The sequence below is a fragment of the Pedobacter sp. ISL-64 genome (genome assembly GCF_018613605.1).
In the GTDB taxonomy this organism is placed as follows: Bacteria; Bacteroidota; Bacteroidia; order Sphingobacteriales; family Sphingobacteriaceae; genus Pedobacter.
Map to the genome: position 1 here is coordinate 22,612 of NZ_JAGGPU010000011.1, position 18,948 is coordinate 41,559.

Below are 18,948 nucleotides of genomic sequence, written 5' to 3' on the forward strand. Positions count from 1 at the left end.
CAGGATTAAAGTGCTATTGGGCTAGCTAGAATTTCTTTGTAAAGTTCAACATATTGTTTAACCAATGTATCATCGTTAAAATCAGCATTGATTTGCAATGGAGCAGTACTTCTGATTTTTTTTCTTTTTTCAATATCCTGCTGAGCAGAAACTATTCCGGTTTTGATCTCTTCAATGCCTAACCCTGTAATCCACCCCAGGTTTTTAGCTGAGACATAATCAGCAAGGCCAACAAATTTGCTGATGAGTACGGGCGTACCCACACTTAAACTTTCTACCACTACGTTGGCAAAATTTTCATTGTAAGAAGTGAGCACAGTTAAATCATGCATGGCCATTAAGTTAAACTTATCCGCATTACTCACCTGTCCAAGCCAGGTAATGCGCTCGCTAAGTTTCAGCTTTTCAGCCTTGTCTTTTAAACTTTGTACATATTCTTCTTTTCCTGTACCTCCAATAGTTAATCTCCAAGGGATATCAACAAGTGCTAAGGCCTCAAAAAGCAACTCAAGCCCCTTCTTTTTTTCAATGCGCGAAAGAAATATAATGTTAAAAATTAGAGATTCTTGATACTTGCCACTCGCTATCTGATACCCACTATCTGCTACTCCTGAACCTAAACTAACCAAATTGGCAATTACCCTGATGCTTTTAGGTTGCACTATCGTTAAAATATCTCTTTTTTCCTGTTCGCTGGTGGCGTGGATATGGCAGTATTTTAATAAACGTTCTCCCAATAATTTATGGATGATTTTTTTTGGAAATGAATTCCGGTTACCAAATGTATAGGAGGTGAGCATGCCTCTAGGAGATAAAACCACTGGTATTTTATACCACATAGCCACTAAACAACTCAATACTGAAACTAAATTCCACCAGGCATGGATGTGTACAATATTCCCCTCCTCTGGAGGGGTGTCTGTAAGACGGGGTGGTCCTTTTAGGTTTTGATTGGTTGTGTTTAATTTGTTATGTTGAGCTGAGCCTGCACTGAGCTTGACGAAGTGTCGAAGGATCTTCCTTCTTAAGGACCGCAACAAACCTGGCGAAAAATGGCTGTGATCTTTTGTCCAGCGTTTAAAATAAGTAACCTTTACACCCTCTACTAGTACAGGTTTATCTATCGCCATGTCTAGCTCATTTGTTCCATTTGCCGTTGTAGTTAATATTTGCACCTCATTAACGCCTAACCCCTCACTCCTCACGGCTAACCCACCTAAGGCCTCGCATAACTTCCCTACACTCTGTATGGGGCCGCCGTAAATGTATGCGGGTTTATAAGAAGCAGTAATATGAATAATTTTCAATATGAATTCTTTAAACAACTAACCCCTAACCAGCTAAACACTAATCCCCTAAACCCTAACCCCCTAATCAAACACAGGCTTCAATACCTTTATGGTTCTAAGCAGATAAAAAAGAAACCACATAATTACATAACCCCAAAAGATGTTGTTGAACATAAATTCGAAGTTATTTCCCCGCCAGAGACCTTGGAAAATGCTATTGAACATAATCACACAACCCAGTTCGTAACCACCAAATAAACTTTCGGCTAAATCAGATAAATGTTGAACCAACATTCCGTATAGGAGCATAAAGAAAAATACACCAACTATACCCCAGCTTAAATAGGCATCAACTACGGGGCGAGTTTTTGCCGAAACTGCCGACATTTGATGTGCCACACCTGCATCGTAAACACGCTGCATGGAAACGGTTTCCATACTGGGTTTACCCGACCAGAAAATTCTGGGAATCAGTCCTTCTAAAGAATTTTCGACAATCTCCCAGTCATAATAGGGGTGATGATCAGGTACAAAATCTACAAATTGAGTAAACATTTCTAATTCGCTCAGTCTCCTGGTAAGGAAGCCCCAGTTCGTATCTTCAATCTGTTCCTCATTATCAAGGTTGATATTTTCAAAGGCCTGATTTTGTGCCTCTTCTGCACTTACTTCTCCACCCCAGCTTTGCCTAACCGTATTATTATATGTCGGCAAGAAATAAAGTAATATATAGGCCACAGGGATAGCCAAATAGAGAATCAATTTCTTATAATAAGGAAAAAAAACGCAGGCAATGACAATAACATTAATAATAATAGGCTCTTTATATCCTGATAATGAAGCATGGATAAAATTAAGGATGAAAATAGTAGCACCTATGCCAAGGTATTTGATGTTTTTTGTATTAAATCCTTTAACAAATAATACTGCTGCACAGGATATTCCGACCAGTGTAAGCGGGAGTGCAATTTGGCTAAGTCCTGAAAAATTTTGAGCTAACGATCCTATTGCAAATACAATAATACTGAGCCAGATTAAAAAATCATCATTGTCATCAAAGGCTTTTATACTCTTAATTTTAATGCGATTCTTTTGAACCAAAAGCATACCAGTAGCCAATGTCGCATGTGCCATTAAACTCATGCGTTGGCAACTGGCAATCAGTGCAGTTTGTTCACTTTCTTTAAACTGTGCGCCATAATTAACTTCAGTTAAATACCGGTAGCCTAAGTGATCCATAAAATAAAATATGGAAGTGGTACACATAAATCCTGCAAAAATGAGCTGGGTAAGAAATAAAGGCCGCATAATTTGCTTATGGATAGGCAAATCGCGATTAATAATCGCTGCCGGCGATAATATGGTCGTATAAAAAATAAAGAGTGAGCCAAACCATGCGACAAAATAAGAAATAATCGGGCTGTTGATTAATAAGTACGAAACCAGTACTGGAAAGTATAAGGTTATAATGAGTTTGGTAGGATTGTTATTTTGCATGTTTATTTTGGATGGTATCAACAATCACTTTCACTTGTTTTGCAAATGACCATTTTTGGATAATTTCATGTGAAGTCAATCCCATTTGCGCTAATTTATCTTTATTTTCAGTTAGCGTTTTTAGTTTTTGTTTAAGATCAGTTAAATCACCTGATTTAAATACTTCTCCATTAACTCTCAGTTTAACTAAATCTATAGCACAGCCAACTTTATTAGAGACCAATACTGCCTTTTTTGAAGCCATGGCTTCATTAACAGCCAATCCCCAGGTTTCGCTCAAAGATGGTAAACAAAATAAATCACATGCCTGATATACAACTGGCATTGTTGTTTGATTCTGAAAATCCATAAAGTGAATCCTCTTTTTTATACTGTCATCCTGATTGTTAATATCGTCATCCTGAGTGTAGTCGAAGGGCTTTTCATTGATGTTTTCCTCCCAACTCCGAACTTCCAATTCCGAACTACTTTCATTGTCATCCTGAGCGTAGTCGAAGGATCTCTTGGTTCCTAATCCCTCAACTTTCCTTTTCAAACTCCCCTCTAACACCCCATTTCCAACAAAAAGTAAATGTGTATTTTTCAAGTCAAGGTTAATAAAAGCATCTAATAAAATGAAAGGATTTTTAACAAGATCAAATTTGCCTGCAAAAAGTATTAGTATTTCCTTAGGAGCCATGCCAAGCTTGCCTCTTAAGGAACTAGCTTCTACACCTCTATCTTCTGCAAATCGTTCATTGTCTATCGCATGCGGCGCAAAAACCAATTGTTTTTCTAACAGACCATACTTTTTGAAATAATTCTTGTTTTGCTTCCCTACATAAAAAGCCAGGCCAATGTGGCGATATACCCATTTAAGAAAAATCTTTTTTAAGATAGATTTTAAACCAAATTGATAATTGAGTAAGGTAGAATCACCTCTGAAATAGACTGGGATTTTCCCTTTAAAATATTGAATTGCCTTTAAATGGCTGCGCCATGCCCACCCATAAACTAAAATGGCATCAGGTTTAAAGCTTTGGACCGTATCTATCAGATGAGGATTCACAATACCATTGAAATGATGCGTGCCTTTATCTTTAGCTATGTTTTCTACAAACGTAGAATCGTATCCGTCTAAAAGTGGTAAATCCCATTCAACTTGTTTTTTAAAACCAGCATCAAATTTATTTACAGAGGCTTTTCCCCAAGTATAAAATACTTTTAAATCAAGCTCTTTTGCCATCAACTGAAACACTGGTGCATAGTATTGAATAGGATGTGTAGTAATTATAGCCAGTTTTTTAATCATTAGGTACAGCTAAAATATTACCTGAAACTAAATTTTCAAAGTTGATGATTTTCCTCAACCCATTTCTATGGATATATTCAAAACCATAATTTAATGAAGTCAGTAAGATAAATATATAATCCTCTGCTCGACCAGTTTTTATATGGTAATGTTTATCGTACTCGAAAATAATTTTTGGCTTATTTTTCTTTATTGTTTCTATCAACCCATCTAAAACAAAACTTTCATAACCTTCAACATCAATTTTTATGAAGTCGACTTTTCGATCTACAATAATTTCATCTCCTACGAAGCACTTTATAGAAACGTTGCCATTTTGGTCGAATAGATTGTAGGCGCCAGGATTGGTGCTCTTTAAATCTGCTTGGATTTTAATTTGCTCATTTTTATTACTTAAAGCAATATTATGAGAGGTAATATTTGTGAAATTATTTAACTCAATATTTTTCCTGAGGGCAAGATAATTATGTGGAACAGGCTCAAAGGCAGTTACTCTACCCATATTTCCTGTAAGTTGAGCAAAATATATGGTATGAAATCCAATATTTGCTCCGATGTCTAAAATATGGTCGCCTGGTTTAATAATGGATTTAAAAACTTTTTTAAGTTCAGGTTCGTAATCTCCTGTATATGCAATTTTTCCTCCAATCCATGTTGAAGTATCGCAATAGATTTTGAAATTACCCTCTAATGGTTCGTCAATTTGGACTGCTTTTTTAAATTTATGCTTAGTAAAAAGATAATTAAATATTCTATCCTGCCCTCTAAAAAAAGGTCTTTTTAAAATAAATTTATAAATGGATTGCATTTAAATAACTTTATTGAATAGGTTTACTTGCTCTTTTGTCATTGCAGATGCTGTATAAGGTTGAAATGCTTTCCAATTTGTTTGAGGGATTAATTTTTGCACAACATTTTGTAGATATTCATTTAGTTGGTCAAAGGCAGAATTTTCATTTGCATCAATATCCAAATGATATCCTGCATTACAATCCTTAATGATTTGTGTAGCACTGCTTGCTTGGTGCAAAACAGCAAGTAGCGGTTTTTTAGCTAAGATATACGGATAAAGTTTTGAAGCGGTATATGCAGCTTGATTTGATCCAATGATAAGCAAACCGTCAGCTTGTTGCAAGCAATTAATGCTATCGTAAAAACCAATTCTATCCGTTTGCTCATGCACAAAAGGTAAGATGTTAAAGCGTTGTGCCATAGGTAAAATTGTGTGCTCACCCTTTCCTCGGGGTGCATAACTTGTACCTATAAAATGCATTCTAATCTTCTTGAATACAATGGGGTTTAATTCTAGTCCTTTTTTGAAGAATGTAAAAAGTGTATTCAGCGCTGGATGCAGATCATAACCACCTCTACCCACATAAACCAAATTAATGTGACTGCTATCAAATCGAATTTTTAGGTTTGAACCATTGATTGTTGCAATTTTAAAATCCAAATCAAAAGCGCCAAAAGTAATCACAGCGCTTGGTTTATCTTTTAAATATGGATAACGAACTTTTAAAGTATCAATATAATTTGCCGAAACACTGATTAAGCCATCAACACTTTTCATGGCAATTGGTTCTAAATATTTATTCAAACGGTAGGAGAACCAATACTTTTTAGGTCTTTCTTTTTTTGTTTTACTTTGATAGTAATCAGTATGCCAAGGATCTTGCATATCGATAACATAAGGTATACCATGTTTTTTTTTCCAATAAGCGCCCAAAATACAAATTGGAAAAGCAGTAGTCGAAAAATATATTAAATCGAATGTTTCCTTTTTTAGTAACTCATTTACTTTATTTCGGTAAAACCATAAAGAGCGTAAAGCTAAATTCCCAAGCCCAAGCTTACTTGTCCATTTTTTTGATAACGCTTTTACGCGATGGATTTTTACCTTATTTGGTATAGATTGTAATAAGAGTGGGTCTTTTACCGTATCAATATATTCATCTTCAACAGTTACAACTTCTGCATCCCATCCAAAGTTTTCAAAGTACGGCAAACTCATTCTAATGCGTTGCATATCCGCTGTATTGGCAGGAGAAAAATAAGGAGATATGATGAGAACGCGTTTCAATTAAATTTCAATTTTCGATTGTATATTTTACATTAGATAGAAATTTTTCCTTTTCACTATCCCAGTTTAAAGTTTCACCTGCATATTTAAAAGCTTGTTTTTGATGAGCAAATAATAAATATTTATCTTCTAAATACATTTTTAAGGCATGGGTCAAAGACTCAGAGTCATTTTTCTTATAGATTATTCCCATATTAGGATAATCTTCAATTAATTGTTTTTGAGCTGTGGTGTCTGATGCAATAATGGCTAATCCAGACTGGATATAAGTAAAGATTTTATTGGTTAAACAGATATCTCGATTTTTCGGAATTCCAATTTCTGTTGCTAAACCGATGTCAAACTTTTGGGCAAATGAAATAATTTGGTCTGGAGAAATAGGATGATAATAGCATATTGGATGAAACACCTCATTTTCTAGCGCAATTTGATTAAAATAATCTTTAATTCCATCCTTATGCTCACCCAATAAATGTAATTCAAACTTTTGCTTACAATTACCAATAGCTTTGATGACAGCTTCCAAGCCCCTATCTCTACCAATGACTTGAGAAAACCAAAACAATTTAATAGGGTAATCATGTATAATTTCATTAATGTTTTCTTTTGGAAAAACATTAAGAATGGTGTGTGGTCTTAAGTTTGGATAGAGATGCTGGTAAGCTTTACTGATTAACGGACTAGCAGTACTTAAATAGTCTAAAACTGGTAAATATCTATCTTCCAAATGCACCTTTAAACGCACATCAAATTGCTGAGGATCATCATATAGTTCATGGCGGTGAAAGTCTTCAGCATCAAAGCCCAATTTCGCTTTGTTTTTCTTCGCAGCGAGTGCTGCTGCTGGGAGTGCGGCTAAATTATGGGCGATATAGACATCTGCTTTTATTTTTTTAGCCTGATTAACCAATTCAGGAGTACATCTTCCAATGGCATAAAGTGCTGTAAATTTAATGCCAATAAGCTTTGCTAACCACTGTGCCAGCTTATGCCTAATTGTCGTAGAAAGATAAGTTATTCGACTTTCGGTTGGATGCCCACCAACCTTGATGGATTTTAATCTGGTCTCGTTTAAAATTTCAAAATCCAGACGTTCGGCCCAAGCTATACGGAATTGGTAAATCAAAGTTACTTCATAGCCTGCATTTATTAGGGCAAAAGCCTCTTTCACAAGCCTAGGGTTTGTGGAGGGTTGCCCTGATGTAATCAATACAACTTTCATAGTTTAGCTAGAGCCATCGTGTTGATGAAACTAACGGATGTGTTTGTTTAATAAATAGAAAATCTGATTGAAACAGTGCTTTGTCGTAAGGCCTACGCATGATTGAGCATATATCATATAAGATAAACCCATTATCCTTCATAAATAAAATGACGTCGCTAACTAATGGTGCACCTTTGTAAATCCCAAGCATGGAAACTTCCATGAGTACTGCCTGCGCAGATTTTAAAACAGTCAGACCGCCTTTTAAGATTTCAATTTCCGATCCTTGGGTATCAAGTTTAATAAGGTCTACAGATTCGAAATCTGTTTCTACAACAACTTCATCTAGAAGTTGAAGTTGTATGGTCTCCACTTTTGCATTGGTCTCATTATCCTCTTTGAAAATGGAACTCGCTGATTCGTAAATATTAAATTCAACATACTTTTTTTCAGCACCCAAAAGGGCAATATTTACTTTTGAACCAAAGATTTGCTTTGATACTTGATCTAAAAGAGGCTTTTTATTTTGCTGTCCTTCAATCATCAATAGCTGCACACCCGGAAAAATCTGATTAATCTCCAAAGCCCAATACCCCTCATAAGCACCAATGTCGATAATTTTTTTAGGATTGAAACCCAATTTCTTCAGTCTTGTAAATGAAGATTTTTGGGAAGGTACTTCAAATTTAGTTTTTATAATCTCAACCAGCTTTTTGGGGATGAGCTTAATAATCAGTTTTTTTATCATTTTGTAGTAGCGTTAAATACTCTTTAGCGATAACGGTGGCATCATATTTATGCTTAGCAGTCTCTCTACAAAGTTTTCGGTTTATCGTGTTAACTTTTAACAAATACTTTAGCATCTCTTCTTCATTTTCTACAATGAAACCTGATATTCCTTCGTCAATTACCTCAGGAACAGAACCCCTTTTAAAACCAATCACCGGAGTGCCGCATGCCATCGCTTCCACCATCACCATCCCGAAAGGTTCATCCCATTCTATGGGGAAAAGTAAGGCTTTTGCTTTTCCTAAGTATTCATTTTTTTGCTCATCATTTAGGGCGCCTAGGTAAATGATTTGTTCTCCATCAACCAAAGGTTCAATTTCATCCTTGAAGTAGGTGTAATTATCTAGAGTGGTAGGGATATTTCCTCCAATCCATAATTTATGGTCTGTTTTTTTTGCAATGGCTATGGCTGTATGAAGGCCTTTTATCTTATCTAATCTCCCTAAAAACATCAATGGGGCATCATGAACTATTTTTTCTTGCAATTGATAATTGGAAAAATCAATGGCATTGTAAACAGTTTTCCAGGTTCCCGCTACATTACCGGTACTCACACAATAATTACTACAGGCAGTAAATACCAAATTTTTATTTGGCAACGATGTCACCAATTTAATCCCTTTTTGTGCAACAGGCCTACCATAAGTCATGATTTTATGAGCCTTAGCATTCAGAATGGGTAAAAGATAAATTAAGCGACCAAAATTGTGAATAAAATCAAACTCATTTCTTTTAGTAAAAAGAAACTTCCAAGCAGATAATACCTCTTTAAACTGTTGAAATTTAGATCGTTTCAAATCATTCTTGCCAAAGCTGTAAACCTTTCCACTGATGTGTGAATTTGGCCCACCCAATAAGCTTACTTCATGACCAAGTTTGTGGTATTCTTCGGCAAACATAAAAACCAGTCTTTCATGCCCGCCATACAGTGGCGGTGGGACGGGAATTCCAGGGTCCATGATCAATAAAATTCTCATGAATAAACCTCGTTTAAAATTTCCAAGATTCGTTCGGCACTTCTTTCTAAGCTCAAATGCTTTAAAATATAATTCCTTGGAGCATATTTGTCATTTGACACGCCATTCATAAATAAAGGTAGTTTTTCTTTGAATTCATCGAGGTCTTTGAATTTTTCTCCACAATGTTCATCAAAATAGGGAACTGAACTTGCAGGTACAGCTTCCGTTTCGCCCCACGCTAATCGATGTGGATCTAACCAAAATCCCTGATCCCATGCCAAAATGGGAACATTCATGGCCATCGCCTCCTGATAAGCTAGACCTTGACTTTCATGCTCACAAAGGAAAATCATGCCATAGCTATTGGATAGTTGCTTTTGGTAAGTCTTGATATCATACTGCCCATAACGAATGAGGTGATAGTCAATACCTTTTTGATCAAGTTGATTTAGTATAGGCTTGAGCAATATTTCTTCATTTTCAGTTTTATCCCAAAGGAATTTCACATAAACCAGCAGTCTTTTTGATGCACCTGAACTGGGCTTCCAAAATGCTGTATCTATTCCACTCGGCCAGCTTTTACATTTTCCTGCACCATACCATCTGTTGTAAAGTGATACTGTCCATGGAGAATGCTGAAGGTAAGTAGCTACAGGATATTGTTCAAATAAATCTGGCCATTCAGATGGATGTGTCATCAATGCAATACCTGCAACAATTTTATTTGATTGATGGTAATGCTCCAAAACTTTGGGGCCACCTAATACAATGACCTGATCTTTAATTGTTAAGCGCTCAAATGGAATGTTAATCTCGTATTTAACATGCAACTTATCAAAGGATTTACAGAGATTTTTAAAAACTTTTTCAATTCCACTGGTCTTTTTCTTCTTGATGAGATTGCGTAACAAAGGAATAAGGTAACGATCGCCGGGAATAAAATGGTCTTTGCTTTTCTCTAAATGGAAATAAATGATAATTCTATTTTCTATCTTGCCCATTTAGAACATTAATAATTTGTTGAAGGCTGCTAGAAATATTTAGCTGATTTAATGCTTTTTGCTGTCCGGCTGTACGTAGATTAGTCCTGCGCTGTTTATCTTGAGCCAACATTTTGCTTTTGTCTAGAAAATCATCAATTTGCTGATAAGTTAGTATCTCTTGGTCTAAATCGTATAAATCTTCCAATCCTTCAGTATATTCAGTGAGGTAACATGCCCCCAGCATAGGTGCTTCAATATCTCTTAATCTTGAATAGGTGTCGGGTTGATGCATTGGAAAATTGAAGCTAGGATAACGGTTAATCCCTAATGTAATGGCGCTCTCGCGTGTAATCCTCACATAATCATCAAAACTTGGTTTACCTCTCAGCAAAGTGGATAATGTTTCACTTATGGCTGGGTGATAAGATTTGTGTTTTAGCTTGTGATAAAATGAACAAATGCCATGTTTCGATAGGAAATTGATTTGATTTTTCAATTTATCCATGGTAGAAAAAATTGGACCAACAGTACCTTGAGTTTCATCTATCCAACCACTTCCGTAGATATCAATTTTGCTAGTTCCTACCTGTTGCGATAGTTGCTCAAAAAATAGATGCCTTTGAATATCTTTTGAACCGATAAATACAATTTGATCTGTTTCTTCATCTGCTATAGTACGGTATTTTTGTTCAACCCACATCGGCATCGGTAGATAAATATAGGCCAGTTGAGCATCTCGATAAAATTTGATGGCTTTATATTCAGGAACCCAATTAAGGTCGAAGATCGCAAATTCCTTTGGTACCTTTTTGAACATCCTTACATGATCACAAAAAAAATTGACACATGGGGTGCCCATCTTTTGGATCTCAGCAATGGCAGAAGAATCGACCTGTTCTGGATATAGATAGCTTAAAAAAAGATCTACCGGATTTTCCTTCAGGTAAGAGATTGCTTTTTCCCAAGATGACGTTTTCCATGCAGAAAACTCTTCCTCGCTTTGCTGAACCAAACCTTTGGCCCAATCTATATCCTTGCATTCAACCCAATTTGCGCCAAATTCTTCGATTCCATTTTTGATGTAATATTCCCAAAAACTATATGCAGCAATAGGATGCTGAATTTGAGATTGAAGAAAGGATATAAAAATTTTCATGGTCTGATTAATGCCCTTCGAAAACGGAGTAGTTTTTCAGTGCGTTTAAATCCAAGTGTACGGTACAATTTTCCAAGCATTCCTTTTTCTGGTGGATTAAAATTTGGGTTCATTTCAAAAACCCATTCCACCACCGAAGAAGCTTCTTTGAGGTCGTATTTTGCGATCCAATGTGCTAAAACCCATAAAGTATTTAAACTGGCATTTTTTCTTCTTTGATTTAATGCATCATTCTTAGCTAATGTTCCCAAGATTTTTTGGTAAATTTTCAGGTGCTGTGCATTTTGAATCATATGGTTGCTTGCGGAGGTAAACTGTAACCTTTCCTGGGTGTGTACACGATGTGAGAGTGCATATCTATGATGTATAGATACTTGAGGGTTTTTTAGTGCGGTTTCAAGTACATATAAACGATCATCTCGAAAGGCAAAATCAGGACGATGTGGAATGTCTTTGATAAAATTTTTCCTAAAGAGGTAAGATGAATAATGTGACGAATCACATTCTCCTAATTGTTGTGCAATGAAATCATCACAATCGACCCACAGCTGACTTCTTAGCACTTTGTTGTTTTCATCAATTACTTGATAACCACTTACCACTACATCGGCTCCAGTTTCTTCTGCCAAGACTAATTGTTCATCATTGGCCTTTGGAGAAAGTAGATCATCAGAATCTAGAAAGCGAATATATTTTCCTGTTGCCAATTCAAAACCTCTGTTCACTGCCCAACACTTCCCCAAATTTTCTTGTTTAATCGCTTTAATATCGGTTTGTGATTTTAACCATTCCCAGGTGGTATCGCTGCTACCATCGTCTATCACAATGATTTCTATTGAGCAGCTTGTATTTCTGCAACTTTCTATAGTTTGAGGTAAGCTCCACAATCGATTATAAGTTGGAATGATAATGCTGATATCCATTTAGACCGTACGTTCTGATTTCTCGATTTTTCTAATGCCGAATATTTTTCTGTAAACAGGACGGAATGTGTTTTTAACAGAAATCTTAATTTTCTCTGGCCATTCAATTTCAAATTTAGCTTGTAACTCTGTCAACCAATTTAATTTTTGGTTTAAGAAATGTTCTAATCGGAAAACTTCCCTTTGATAAGGATAATGTTTTGTATAGTAGCCTAAAAAATGAAAAATTAGCGGCTGAACTTTTTCAAATGGATACCAATCCTGATGCAATGGATGAGGTTTTGATGGATTAATTAACCACCTTTCACCGCTCACCACATCAATTTTATAGCCACCAGGGCAAGCTTGAGGATCGCTCATTGTGGTGCCATCGTCTATTAACGGTTGCATTTGATGAAGTTGCATTGCCAGTGCCATGATTACCTCATCATTTGGTCGATTTCTCAATCTTTTGAATCCGATTTCATCATACCTTTTTTCCAAATCCCTTGCTGTTTCGTAAACTTCTTTGGCTTTTGCATTATTTTCTAAGTAATAAATGCCTCCGTTAAATTTGGGCATTTGAACAAGGTTAAACTGTTGAAGTATAGACTTAACATCTCCAAACCATTCTCCGTCACTGATGTAGCCGCCAAGCACACTCACCGTGTTTCCAAGAAACTGATTAAAAATGAGTTCAATATTGCCAAAGATCAAACAATCACTATCGATAAAAAGTGTTTGCCCTGCTGGTACAATTTTATCAAGATGGAGTTTAGGAGAAAAACCAAGTCCGAAAGCGCCTTCTTCAATAACGATTGTTTTCGCCCAGGCTTTTACATCAGCTGGAATAAATGCAGGTTGATCAGTAACAATGATGAATGAAATTGACTCGTGATCATTCCATCTGATAAAGGACCTCGCTAAATTAACAGCTAAGTCGACATATAATTTTTTTCCCGTCGCTAAAGTGATGACCTGCCTTTGCATTTACCTATTTTTAATTCCTTGATAGATTTTTAGTCCGAATTGATAAAGTTTTGGAGAAAGTTTATGGACAAATCTTCTTCTGTAAGGGAGTCTATGAAGTGACAATTGGGTATTCCAAGCTAAAATAAAGGTATTTGCATTGGAATCTTCAACTGGAAGTGTGCCCATTCTTTTTAAATCTAATGCTTCCATTTTATTGAAAATAACAACAGGGTGGTAGGATTCAACCCTGAAATTATAAATCATAAAACCACTCTTGGCACGGCTAATTACTTTTTCTAAATATTGATCTTGAATGAATGGTGTACATTCCGTAAAAGCGCAATTACTCACACAAATGTCGTAAGTTTGATTTTTTACTTCATCTAGATTGCCAAAAATCACTTTATCTAAATATTGATTTCCAAATTTCTCAAGGTATTTTGTTGTGAGCAGATTAACTTCTGGCAAATCAAAAATGGTATATGAGGCAATATTAAAACGATCCATCACCAGCTTGGCTAAACCACCATATCCACCACCAATCTCTACAAGATGTAAGCCATCAAGGTTCCCAAAACTATTTTCTAAATAAGCCAATTGACGGATGTAATGTAAAGTGGAGGGAGAAATATTCCCAATTTCTTCATAATAATGGATGTCAGCCCCTCCAAAATTGTCGTTTGTTTTGAAGGTATTAATTCCCGTTAACAATAATGGTGCATGTTTTTTGAGCTGATTTAAATAGGTTAATCCATCTTCATAAGAGAAATGTTCTAGGATTTCCTGAAATGCCTCATTTTGCCTGAAGGTACTGAACACAGCATCATCAGTAGCGGCTCTCTTACAGAAATCATTATAGCGTTGGTTGTCTGAAGCTGATTTCATCAATCTTTGTTCTTGAGTGTTGATTGAGCTGAAGCTACAACTCTAAAGCAGAATTCGTAAATCTTATTGTTGTAGAGTTGAACAACGAATAGTTTAAAGAAAGTACCTATCAACTTAAAAACCATGGTCACGCGTCGCCAAAAAGGAGGAACGGGAATAGTCATCAAATGTTCTTGCGTCTTAGCTCCTTCTAGAGAGTTGGTCATGTGCCATTTTCTTGGCGTTGTTTCCAGATAACCTTCATGTGAAATGGAGAATTGATCTACCGGGTCTAAAACCACAGTTTTAATATTTTCATCGGAAAATTTTTTAGTGAGGAAATTCTCAAAACCATCCTGACCTAATTGTCCACCCTTTGGCGCTAATTCCAATGCGAAAAATCCATCTTGCAACTGTTTAGTATTACAAAGGCATGGATTAGCGGAAAACCCATAGATAGAATTAAAGAAATTTCCCATCAATGGATTAATCTTCTCCTCTTGGGTTAATGGTCCGGTTTTGCTGAGCATAATCTCGGCCCAATCTTGATGGTTTTCAAGCTGTGCGGCAAGCGTTTCTAGGGCTACCGAAGAATGAAAAGTCCAATCATCCTCCAACCAAAAAAAGTAAGGGGTATTGATTGTTTTCAGCGTAGTAGAGATGCTATTTACATATCCGCTTCTTTGAGGATGCTGAAGAATAACGTCAGGTTTAATCTCGTTGATCAGCTGAGGATTAACTTGTCCATCTACAGCAAGGATAACCTTCGTCCAGTTATAGCTAAAATGTTTGCGAAATGAGTTGATGGTTTGACTTAACAGATGCTCACGTCCTTCGCAAGTAAAAATGACAAGTGAAATCATATATCGACAGTAGCTTTGCTTATTTCGCTATTTTTTATAGCCAATATATTTTGATACCTGAAAATTTCATGTTTAGAATTATACTCGCCCAGTGGCAGTAATCTATTGTTGGGCATGATCCGATGGAGCTTATAATTCGGCAAAATTTTGTAGAAATCAATCATGAAGCTTTTTGAGGTGATGTTAAATTCGTTGAATTCAAACTGGATAATTGAAATGGCCTGCTTGTTGAGCATTTTTTTTGCCCCTTTTAGTACGCTTAATTCGTGACCTTCAACATCAATTTTCAAGAAATCAATTTGGTTAATGTGATTGGTTTCACAATACTCATCCAAGGTAACAAAATTGCATTCAGTTCCTGCAGATGTGTTCCCTACAAAAGTGAAAATATCGTTAATGGAAGCAGGATAGGCAGTAGCCATGCTTGCATCATCATCTTTACTGGCAATGTAAAGGTTCGCTCGTTCCGCCTTATCGCTTAAACCAAAATGATTACAGATGAAATAATCCGTTTTGGAGCGTTCTTCCAAGGTTTTAAAAGTCTTAGCAATAGGCTCGAAGCAATGAATGGTTGATTGCTTGTAATTTTTCCGAAGGAAAGAAGCATATTCACCGATGTTTGCCCCCACATCAAAAATTACTTTGGGCTCACCTTGGAGTAAGTCGGGAACAATTGTAGTGACAATATATGCTTCTCCAGAAAAGTAAGTGTTATGACCAACTCCCAACTGAATATGAGCATGAGCCAAGAGGTCTACCTTTAGGAGTTTCAATATTTTAATGAAAAAGCGCTCAATTAATCTTCTCATTATTTAAATCTAAAATAATCAACTTTCATCACAGTTTTCCATCCAAATAGCCGACTTATCACTTTTTTGACAGGACTTTTGAAAGGCTCAATCTTTAATTTAGGGTACAACTCCTTAGCTTTTTGGGCAGCCATTGCTGATAAGTCTTTATATTTTGGATAGAAGATAAAAGCATCGCCCCATAGCTGATTGCTCATGGCTATTTTTGCCTCAAGTTTAGGTGTTGCGGCTAACAGATATTCAGTTTTGAGTAAGGTAGATTGGAGCGTGTTTTTACAGGCAATATAGCTTCTTATCGCACTTAGACTATTTTGTTGCCTGAATTTTCGATAGTAATTGATTCCTTTTTTTGCAAATATCACTTCATCTGAGGCCAAGATCACCCTGCAAAAATATTCACCATCTTCATCCGGACAAGGAGAAATAGAACAATTCCATGGACCAGCTTTTTTAATGATATCGATGGGCGTTAAAAATGCATTAGGTTGAATCATCCCGCCATAGGTTGGTCCGATATAATTGCCTCCATAAAGCTTAATCAAAAAATCAATAGAATTATTTTGTTCATGTGCATACCATTCCTCAATTACTGGATAGCTTTTATGATCTGTTTGATCGAAGAAATGAACAGTCGAACATAATGAAATTGCAAATGGATGCTGTTTTAAAATGGCCACCTGAGCGGCAATTTTATCTTGGCTCAACAGGTCATCTGCATCAAGATATTGGATGTAATTTCCTTGAGCTGCTTCAAGTCCGGTTTGCTTAGCCGCACTTGCACCTCCATTTTTTTTTGTGATAACCTTGATTTTTGAACTTGGGATGTCATCAATCACCTTCAAGGTTTGGTCCATGGAGCCATCGTTAACCACGATAATTTCCAAATTCAGATGGGATTGATTCAAAACAGATTGAATGGTTGCTTCAATAAACCGCTCTGCGTTGTATGCCGGAATAATGACGGAAACTAAATCATTCATTTAAGATCAATGATAGCTGTTGGTGGATATTTGCAGGATTGAATTCATTTTCTGCCAACTGAATGGATTGACGGCTGCATTTTTCCCAAAAATCTGGGAATTGCAACCGACTGATCATTTCTGAGATTTCGTCCATCGAATCATTATTGACGTAACATTGCCATTTATGCTCTTTCGCCCAAAGGCCAATAGCACTCTCTTCAGGTGCAATGATCAGAATTGGTATTCCTAAATGGCAAAATTCAGTGAGTTTGCTCGGAAAACTGTGTGTTGCCCTAATCTCCTCCGCTAAGTTAAAAGAGTAAAATATGAGCAATACATCCATCTCTTCTAGTAACACGGTGAAAAGGTCATGAAGTTTCTCCAATGGCCTCCTTATTTTTATTCCTTCACAATCGCGAAATCGGTTAGCAATGGAAAGGTCTGAATTCGTAACCAAAGTTAATTGCCCATTCATCGATTGTGCCGCCTTAAATATTTTCTTGATCAGTTGGTCATGGAATGGAAGTATCGTTCCAGCATAGCAAAGCTGAAGACCCTTGAAATTTACTTTTGCCAAACCTTTCTTTCTGGAGCTACCTTCTGGAATAGGATAGATCACAATAGCGTTTTCCCCACAATTTTGTTTAAGCAATTCTTGCATAGGTTTCGAAACAACGAAGAAATGTTTACAGTGATGAATGATGTTTTTGAGGTTGCCCAAGCTGAACAGATGACCTTCAAAATACTTGCTGAAAATATTGTCGTCGTGGAAAAAAAGATAGTAAGGTAACTTTGTTTGTGAAGCTATGATTTGTGCTAAAAGGCTGCCAGTGTCTTCTAAAATACCAAGAATTTTATCTCCCTTTTGAAAAGTTAATCGGTTTTTTAAAAAACGATAGTGAAGCCAAAATCGGAATGTTGAAAGCAATGGTGTATATTTTCGCAAGGGCGGATGCCACCATCTCTTTTGGATATTGATTTGGGTAAATTCAGTTCTTACCCCATGATTTGGACTACAATTCAAAAAGACGATATGATGCCCTTCTTTTTGAAGTCTCTTCAAATGCCTGTAGATCACCACACTACCACCGCCTCCATCTTTCAGTGGAATAATGGTACTGGAAAAATAAATTGTTGCTGGGGTAATCAAAAATTAAGAATGGTATCTATTTTTTTTACAGAATTGTGCCAAGAAAATTGCTCGTGGGAATAAATCAGTGCGTTTTGATGCATTTTTTGCTGTAATTCATCATCCGATAGAATAGCTGCTAAAACTTCTGTAATATTGTCTTGATTAAAACTCAACCCATTCTTTCCATGATCGGTCAACGTGCCGAAAGCTTTAATTTTATTATGTAATACTAAAACATTTCCATAACAAGCTGCCTCTACGGCTGCCAATGGAAAACCTTCCCACAACGAACTTAAGCAGAATAATTTTGAGCGATTGTAAATGCCATACAATTGGGCGGGATCGGAAATATTTCCAGTAAAAATGACCTGATCTTTTAAATGAGGATAATTTTCAAAATATTTATTGATATAACCTTTAAATTCAGGTTCGATTGGCCCGACGAAATAGAATTTCCAATTTGGGGCAGACAATTTTGGAATCGCTTCTAACAATAGCTCATTGTTTTTTTGTGCATCACCAATTCTTCCAACAGAAAGTAAAATATTCTCTTTTTCCACAAAACTTTTCACCCCTTTGGTTAGGGCAAAAAGACGATCCAAATCGGCACCATTAGGTATCATTGCCATCTTCTTTTCAGGCACTCGATATCGATCTTTAAAATAGTGGTAACCATCTATAGATTCTGCAGAAATTAATTTTACCATCCTAAAGAATAACGGTAATAGCATTTGCTGATAGCCCCAGCTTTTTACTTTTCCTAATATTCCAGCTGAGTTGAATATGCTGGCTTGATTTTTATGGAAATCTATATCAATATCTAGTTTTAGGTAAATTTTCCCATGAGGATGAAAAAATTTATATACAATGGCATAAAAAATATTCTCTGAGCTAAAATGGAATAAGTTGAGGATTTCTATTTCTTTCGCATGCTGCCTGATATAGGCATAAATGGATCGCTCAAAAAATTTACCTCTACCTTCGTTTGGTAAAAAGTGGAGCTTTAAACCAGGAACTTCAGTTTTTAAATAAGGATAATTAGCCTCAATAACATTTGTTTCAGTTGGAGGTTTTTTCCATGGTCCGGCTTTTCGACCTCCTTCTAATGAATGGAAATAAGATACTAATGTTGAATTATAGCCCAAAATTTTAAAAAATTGATAGGGAATTTGACCAGTATCCTTTTTTAGTTCAAG

18 protein-coding genes are annotated in these 18,948 nt (G+C 36.1%); all 18 read right to left on the bottom strand.

The window, feature by feature from the left end:
* Positions 1–5: 5 nt before the first annotated feature.
* Positions 6–1,307, bottom strand: coding sequence for an XrtY-associated glycosyltransferase XYAG1 (locus J7E57_RS16315; RefSeq protein WP_215131898.1), 1,302 nt, complete (start codon positions 1,305–1,307; stop codon positions 6–8).
* Positions 1,308–1,370: 63 nt separating this feature from the next.
* Positions 1,371–2,786, bottom strand: coding sequence for an exosortase Y-associated Wzy-like protein (locus J7E57_RS16320; RefSeq protein ID WP_215131901.1), 1,416 nt, complete (start codon positions 2,784–2,786; stop codon positions 1,371–1,373).
* On the bottom strand, positions 2,776–4,077 hold the full coding sequence (locus tag J7E57_RS16325; protein WP_215131903.1) for a glycosyltransferase family 4 protein: 1,302 nt from the start codon (positions 4,075–4,077) through the stop codon (positions 2,776–2,778). The genes J7E57_RS16320 and J7E57_RS16325 overlap by 11 nt, the downstream gene beginning before the upstream one ends.
* A complete protein-coding gene (locus tag J7E57_RS16330; protein ID WP_215131905.1) occupies positions 4,070–4,885 on the bottom strand; it encodes an FkbM family methyltransferase in 816 nt (271 codons plus the stop codon). The genes J7E57_RS16325 and J7E57_RS16330 overlap by 8 nt, the downstream gene beginning before the upstream one ends.
* The gene (locus J7E57_RS16335) at positions 4,886–6,157 is read right to left on the bottom strand and encodes a glycosyltransferase (protein ID WP_251029945.1); all 1,272 of its coding nucleotides are present in this window, start codon (positions 6,155–6,157) and stop codon (positions 4,886–4,888) included.
* A gap of 7 nt (positions 6,158–6,164) precedes the next feature.
* A complete protein-coding gene (locus J7E57_RS16340) occupies positions 6,165–7,379 on the bottom strand; it encodes a hypothetical protein (protein WP_215131907.1) in 1,215 nt (404 codons plus the stop codon).
* A gap of 7 nt (positions 7,380–7,386) precedes the next feature.
* The gene (locus J7E57_RS16345; RefSeq protein ID WP_215131909.1) at positions 7,387–8,109 is read right to left on the bottom strand and encodes an FkbM family methyltransferase; all 723 of its coding nucleotides are present in this window, start codon (positions 8,107–8,109) and stop codon (positions 7,387–7,389) included.
* A complete protein-coding gene (locus J7E57_RS16350) occupies positions 8,087–9,127 on the bottom strand; it encodes a glycosyltransferase (protein ID WP_215131911.1) in 1,041 nt (346 codons plus the stop codon). Before J7E57_RS16350 ends, J7E57_RS16345 begins: the two co-directional genes overlap by 23 nt.
* On the bottom strand, positions 9,124–10,110 hold the full coding sequence (locus J7E57_RS16355; RefSeq protein WP_215131913.1) for a glycosyltransferase: 987 nt from the start codon (positions 10,108–10,110) through the stop codon (positions 9,124–9,126). The genes J7E57_RS16350 and J7E57_RS16355 overlap by 4 nt, the downstream gene beginning before the upstream one ends.
* Complete coding sequence (locus tag J7E57_RS16360) at positions 10,091–11,248, bottom strand: glycosyltransferase (RefSeq protein ID WP_215131915.1); 1,158 nt, start codon at positions 11,246–11,248, stop codon at positions 10,091–10,093. Before J7E57_RS16360 ends, J7E57_RS16355 begins: the two co-directional genes overlap by 20 nt.
* Positions 11,245–12,171, bottom strand: coding sequence for a glycosyltransferase family 2 protein (locus tag J7E57_RS16365; protein WP_215131917.1), 927 nt, complete (start codon positions 12,169–12,171; stop codon positions 11,245–11,247). Before J7E57_RS16365 ends, J7E57_RS16360 begins: the two co-directional genes overlap by 4 nt.
* Complete coding sequence (locus J7E57_RS16370) at positions 12,172–13,140, bottom strand: hypothetical protein (protein ID WP_215131919.1); 969 nt, start codon at positions 13,138–13,140, stop codon at positions 12,172–12,174.
* Positions 13,141–14,007, bottom strand: a complete 867-nt coding sequence (locus J7E57_RS16375) for a putative sugar O-methyltransferase (RefSeq protein ID WP_215131921.1) — start codon at positions 14,005–14,007, stop codon at positions 13,141–13,143.
* Positions 14,007–14,849: a hypothetical protein gene (locus tag J7E57_RS16380; RefSeq protein ID WP_215131923.1), complete on the bottom strand. Its 843-nt coding sequence runs from the start codon at positions 14,847–14,849 to the stop codon at positions 14,007–14,009. The genes J7E57_RS16375 and J7E57_RS16380 overlap by 1 nt, the downstream gene beginning before the upstream one ends.
* Positions 14,846–15,658 (bottom strand): FkbM family methyltransferase, encoded by an 813-nt coding sequence (locus tag J7E57_RS16385; protein ID WP_215131925.1) that lies wholly within the window; start codon positions 15,656–15,658, stop codon positions 14,846–14,848. The genes J7E57_RS16380 and J7E57_RS16385 overlap by 4 nt, the downstream gene beginning before the upstream one ends.
* Entirely contained in the window at positions 15,658–16,638 is a 981-nt protein-coding gene (locus J7E57_RS16390) for a glycosyltransferase family 2 protein (protein WP_215131927.1), read from the bottom strand. Before J7E57_RS16390 ends, J7E57_RS16385 begins: the two co-directional genes overlap by 1 nt.
* Entirely contained in the window at positions 16,631–17,770 is a 1,140-nt protein-coding gene (locus tag J7E57_RS16395) for a glycosyltransferase (RefSeq protein WP_215131929.1), read from the bottom strand. The genes J7E57_RS16390 and J7E57_RS16395 overlap by 8 nt, the downstream gene beginning before the upstream one ends.
* Complete coding sequence (locus tag J7E57_RS16400; protein ID WP_215131931.1) at positions 17,767–18,897, bottom strand: glycosyltransferase family 4 protein; 1,131 nt, start codon at positions 18,895–18,897, stop codon at positions 17,767–17,769. The genes J7E57_RS16395 and J7E57_RS16400 overlap by 4 nt, the downstream gene beginning before the upstream one ends.
* Positions 18,898–18,948: the final 51 nt, after the last annotated feature.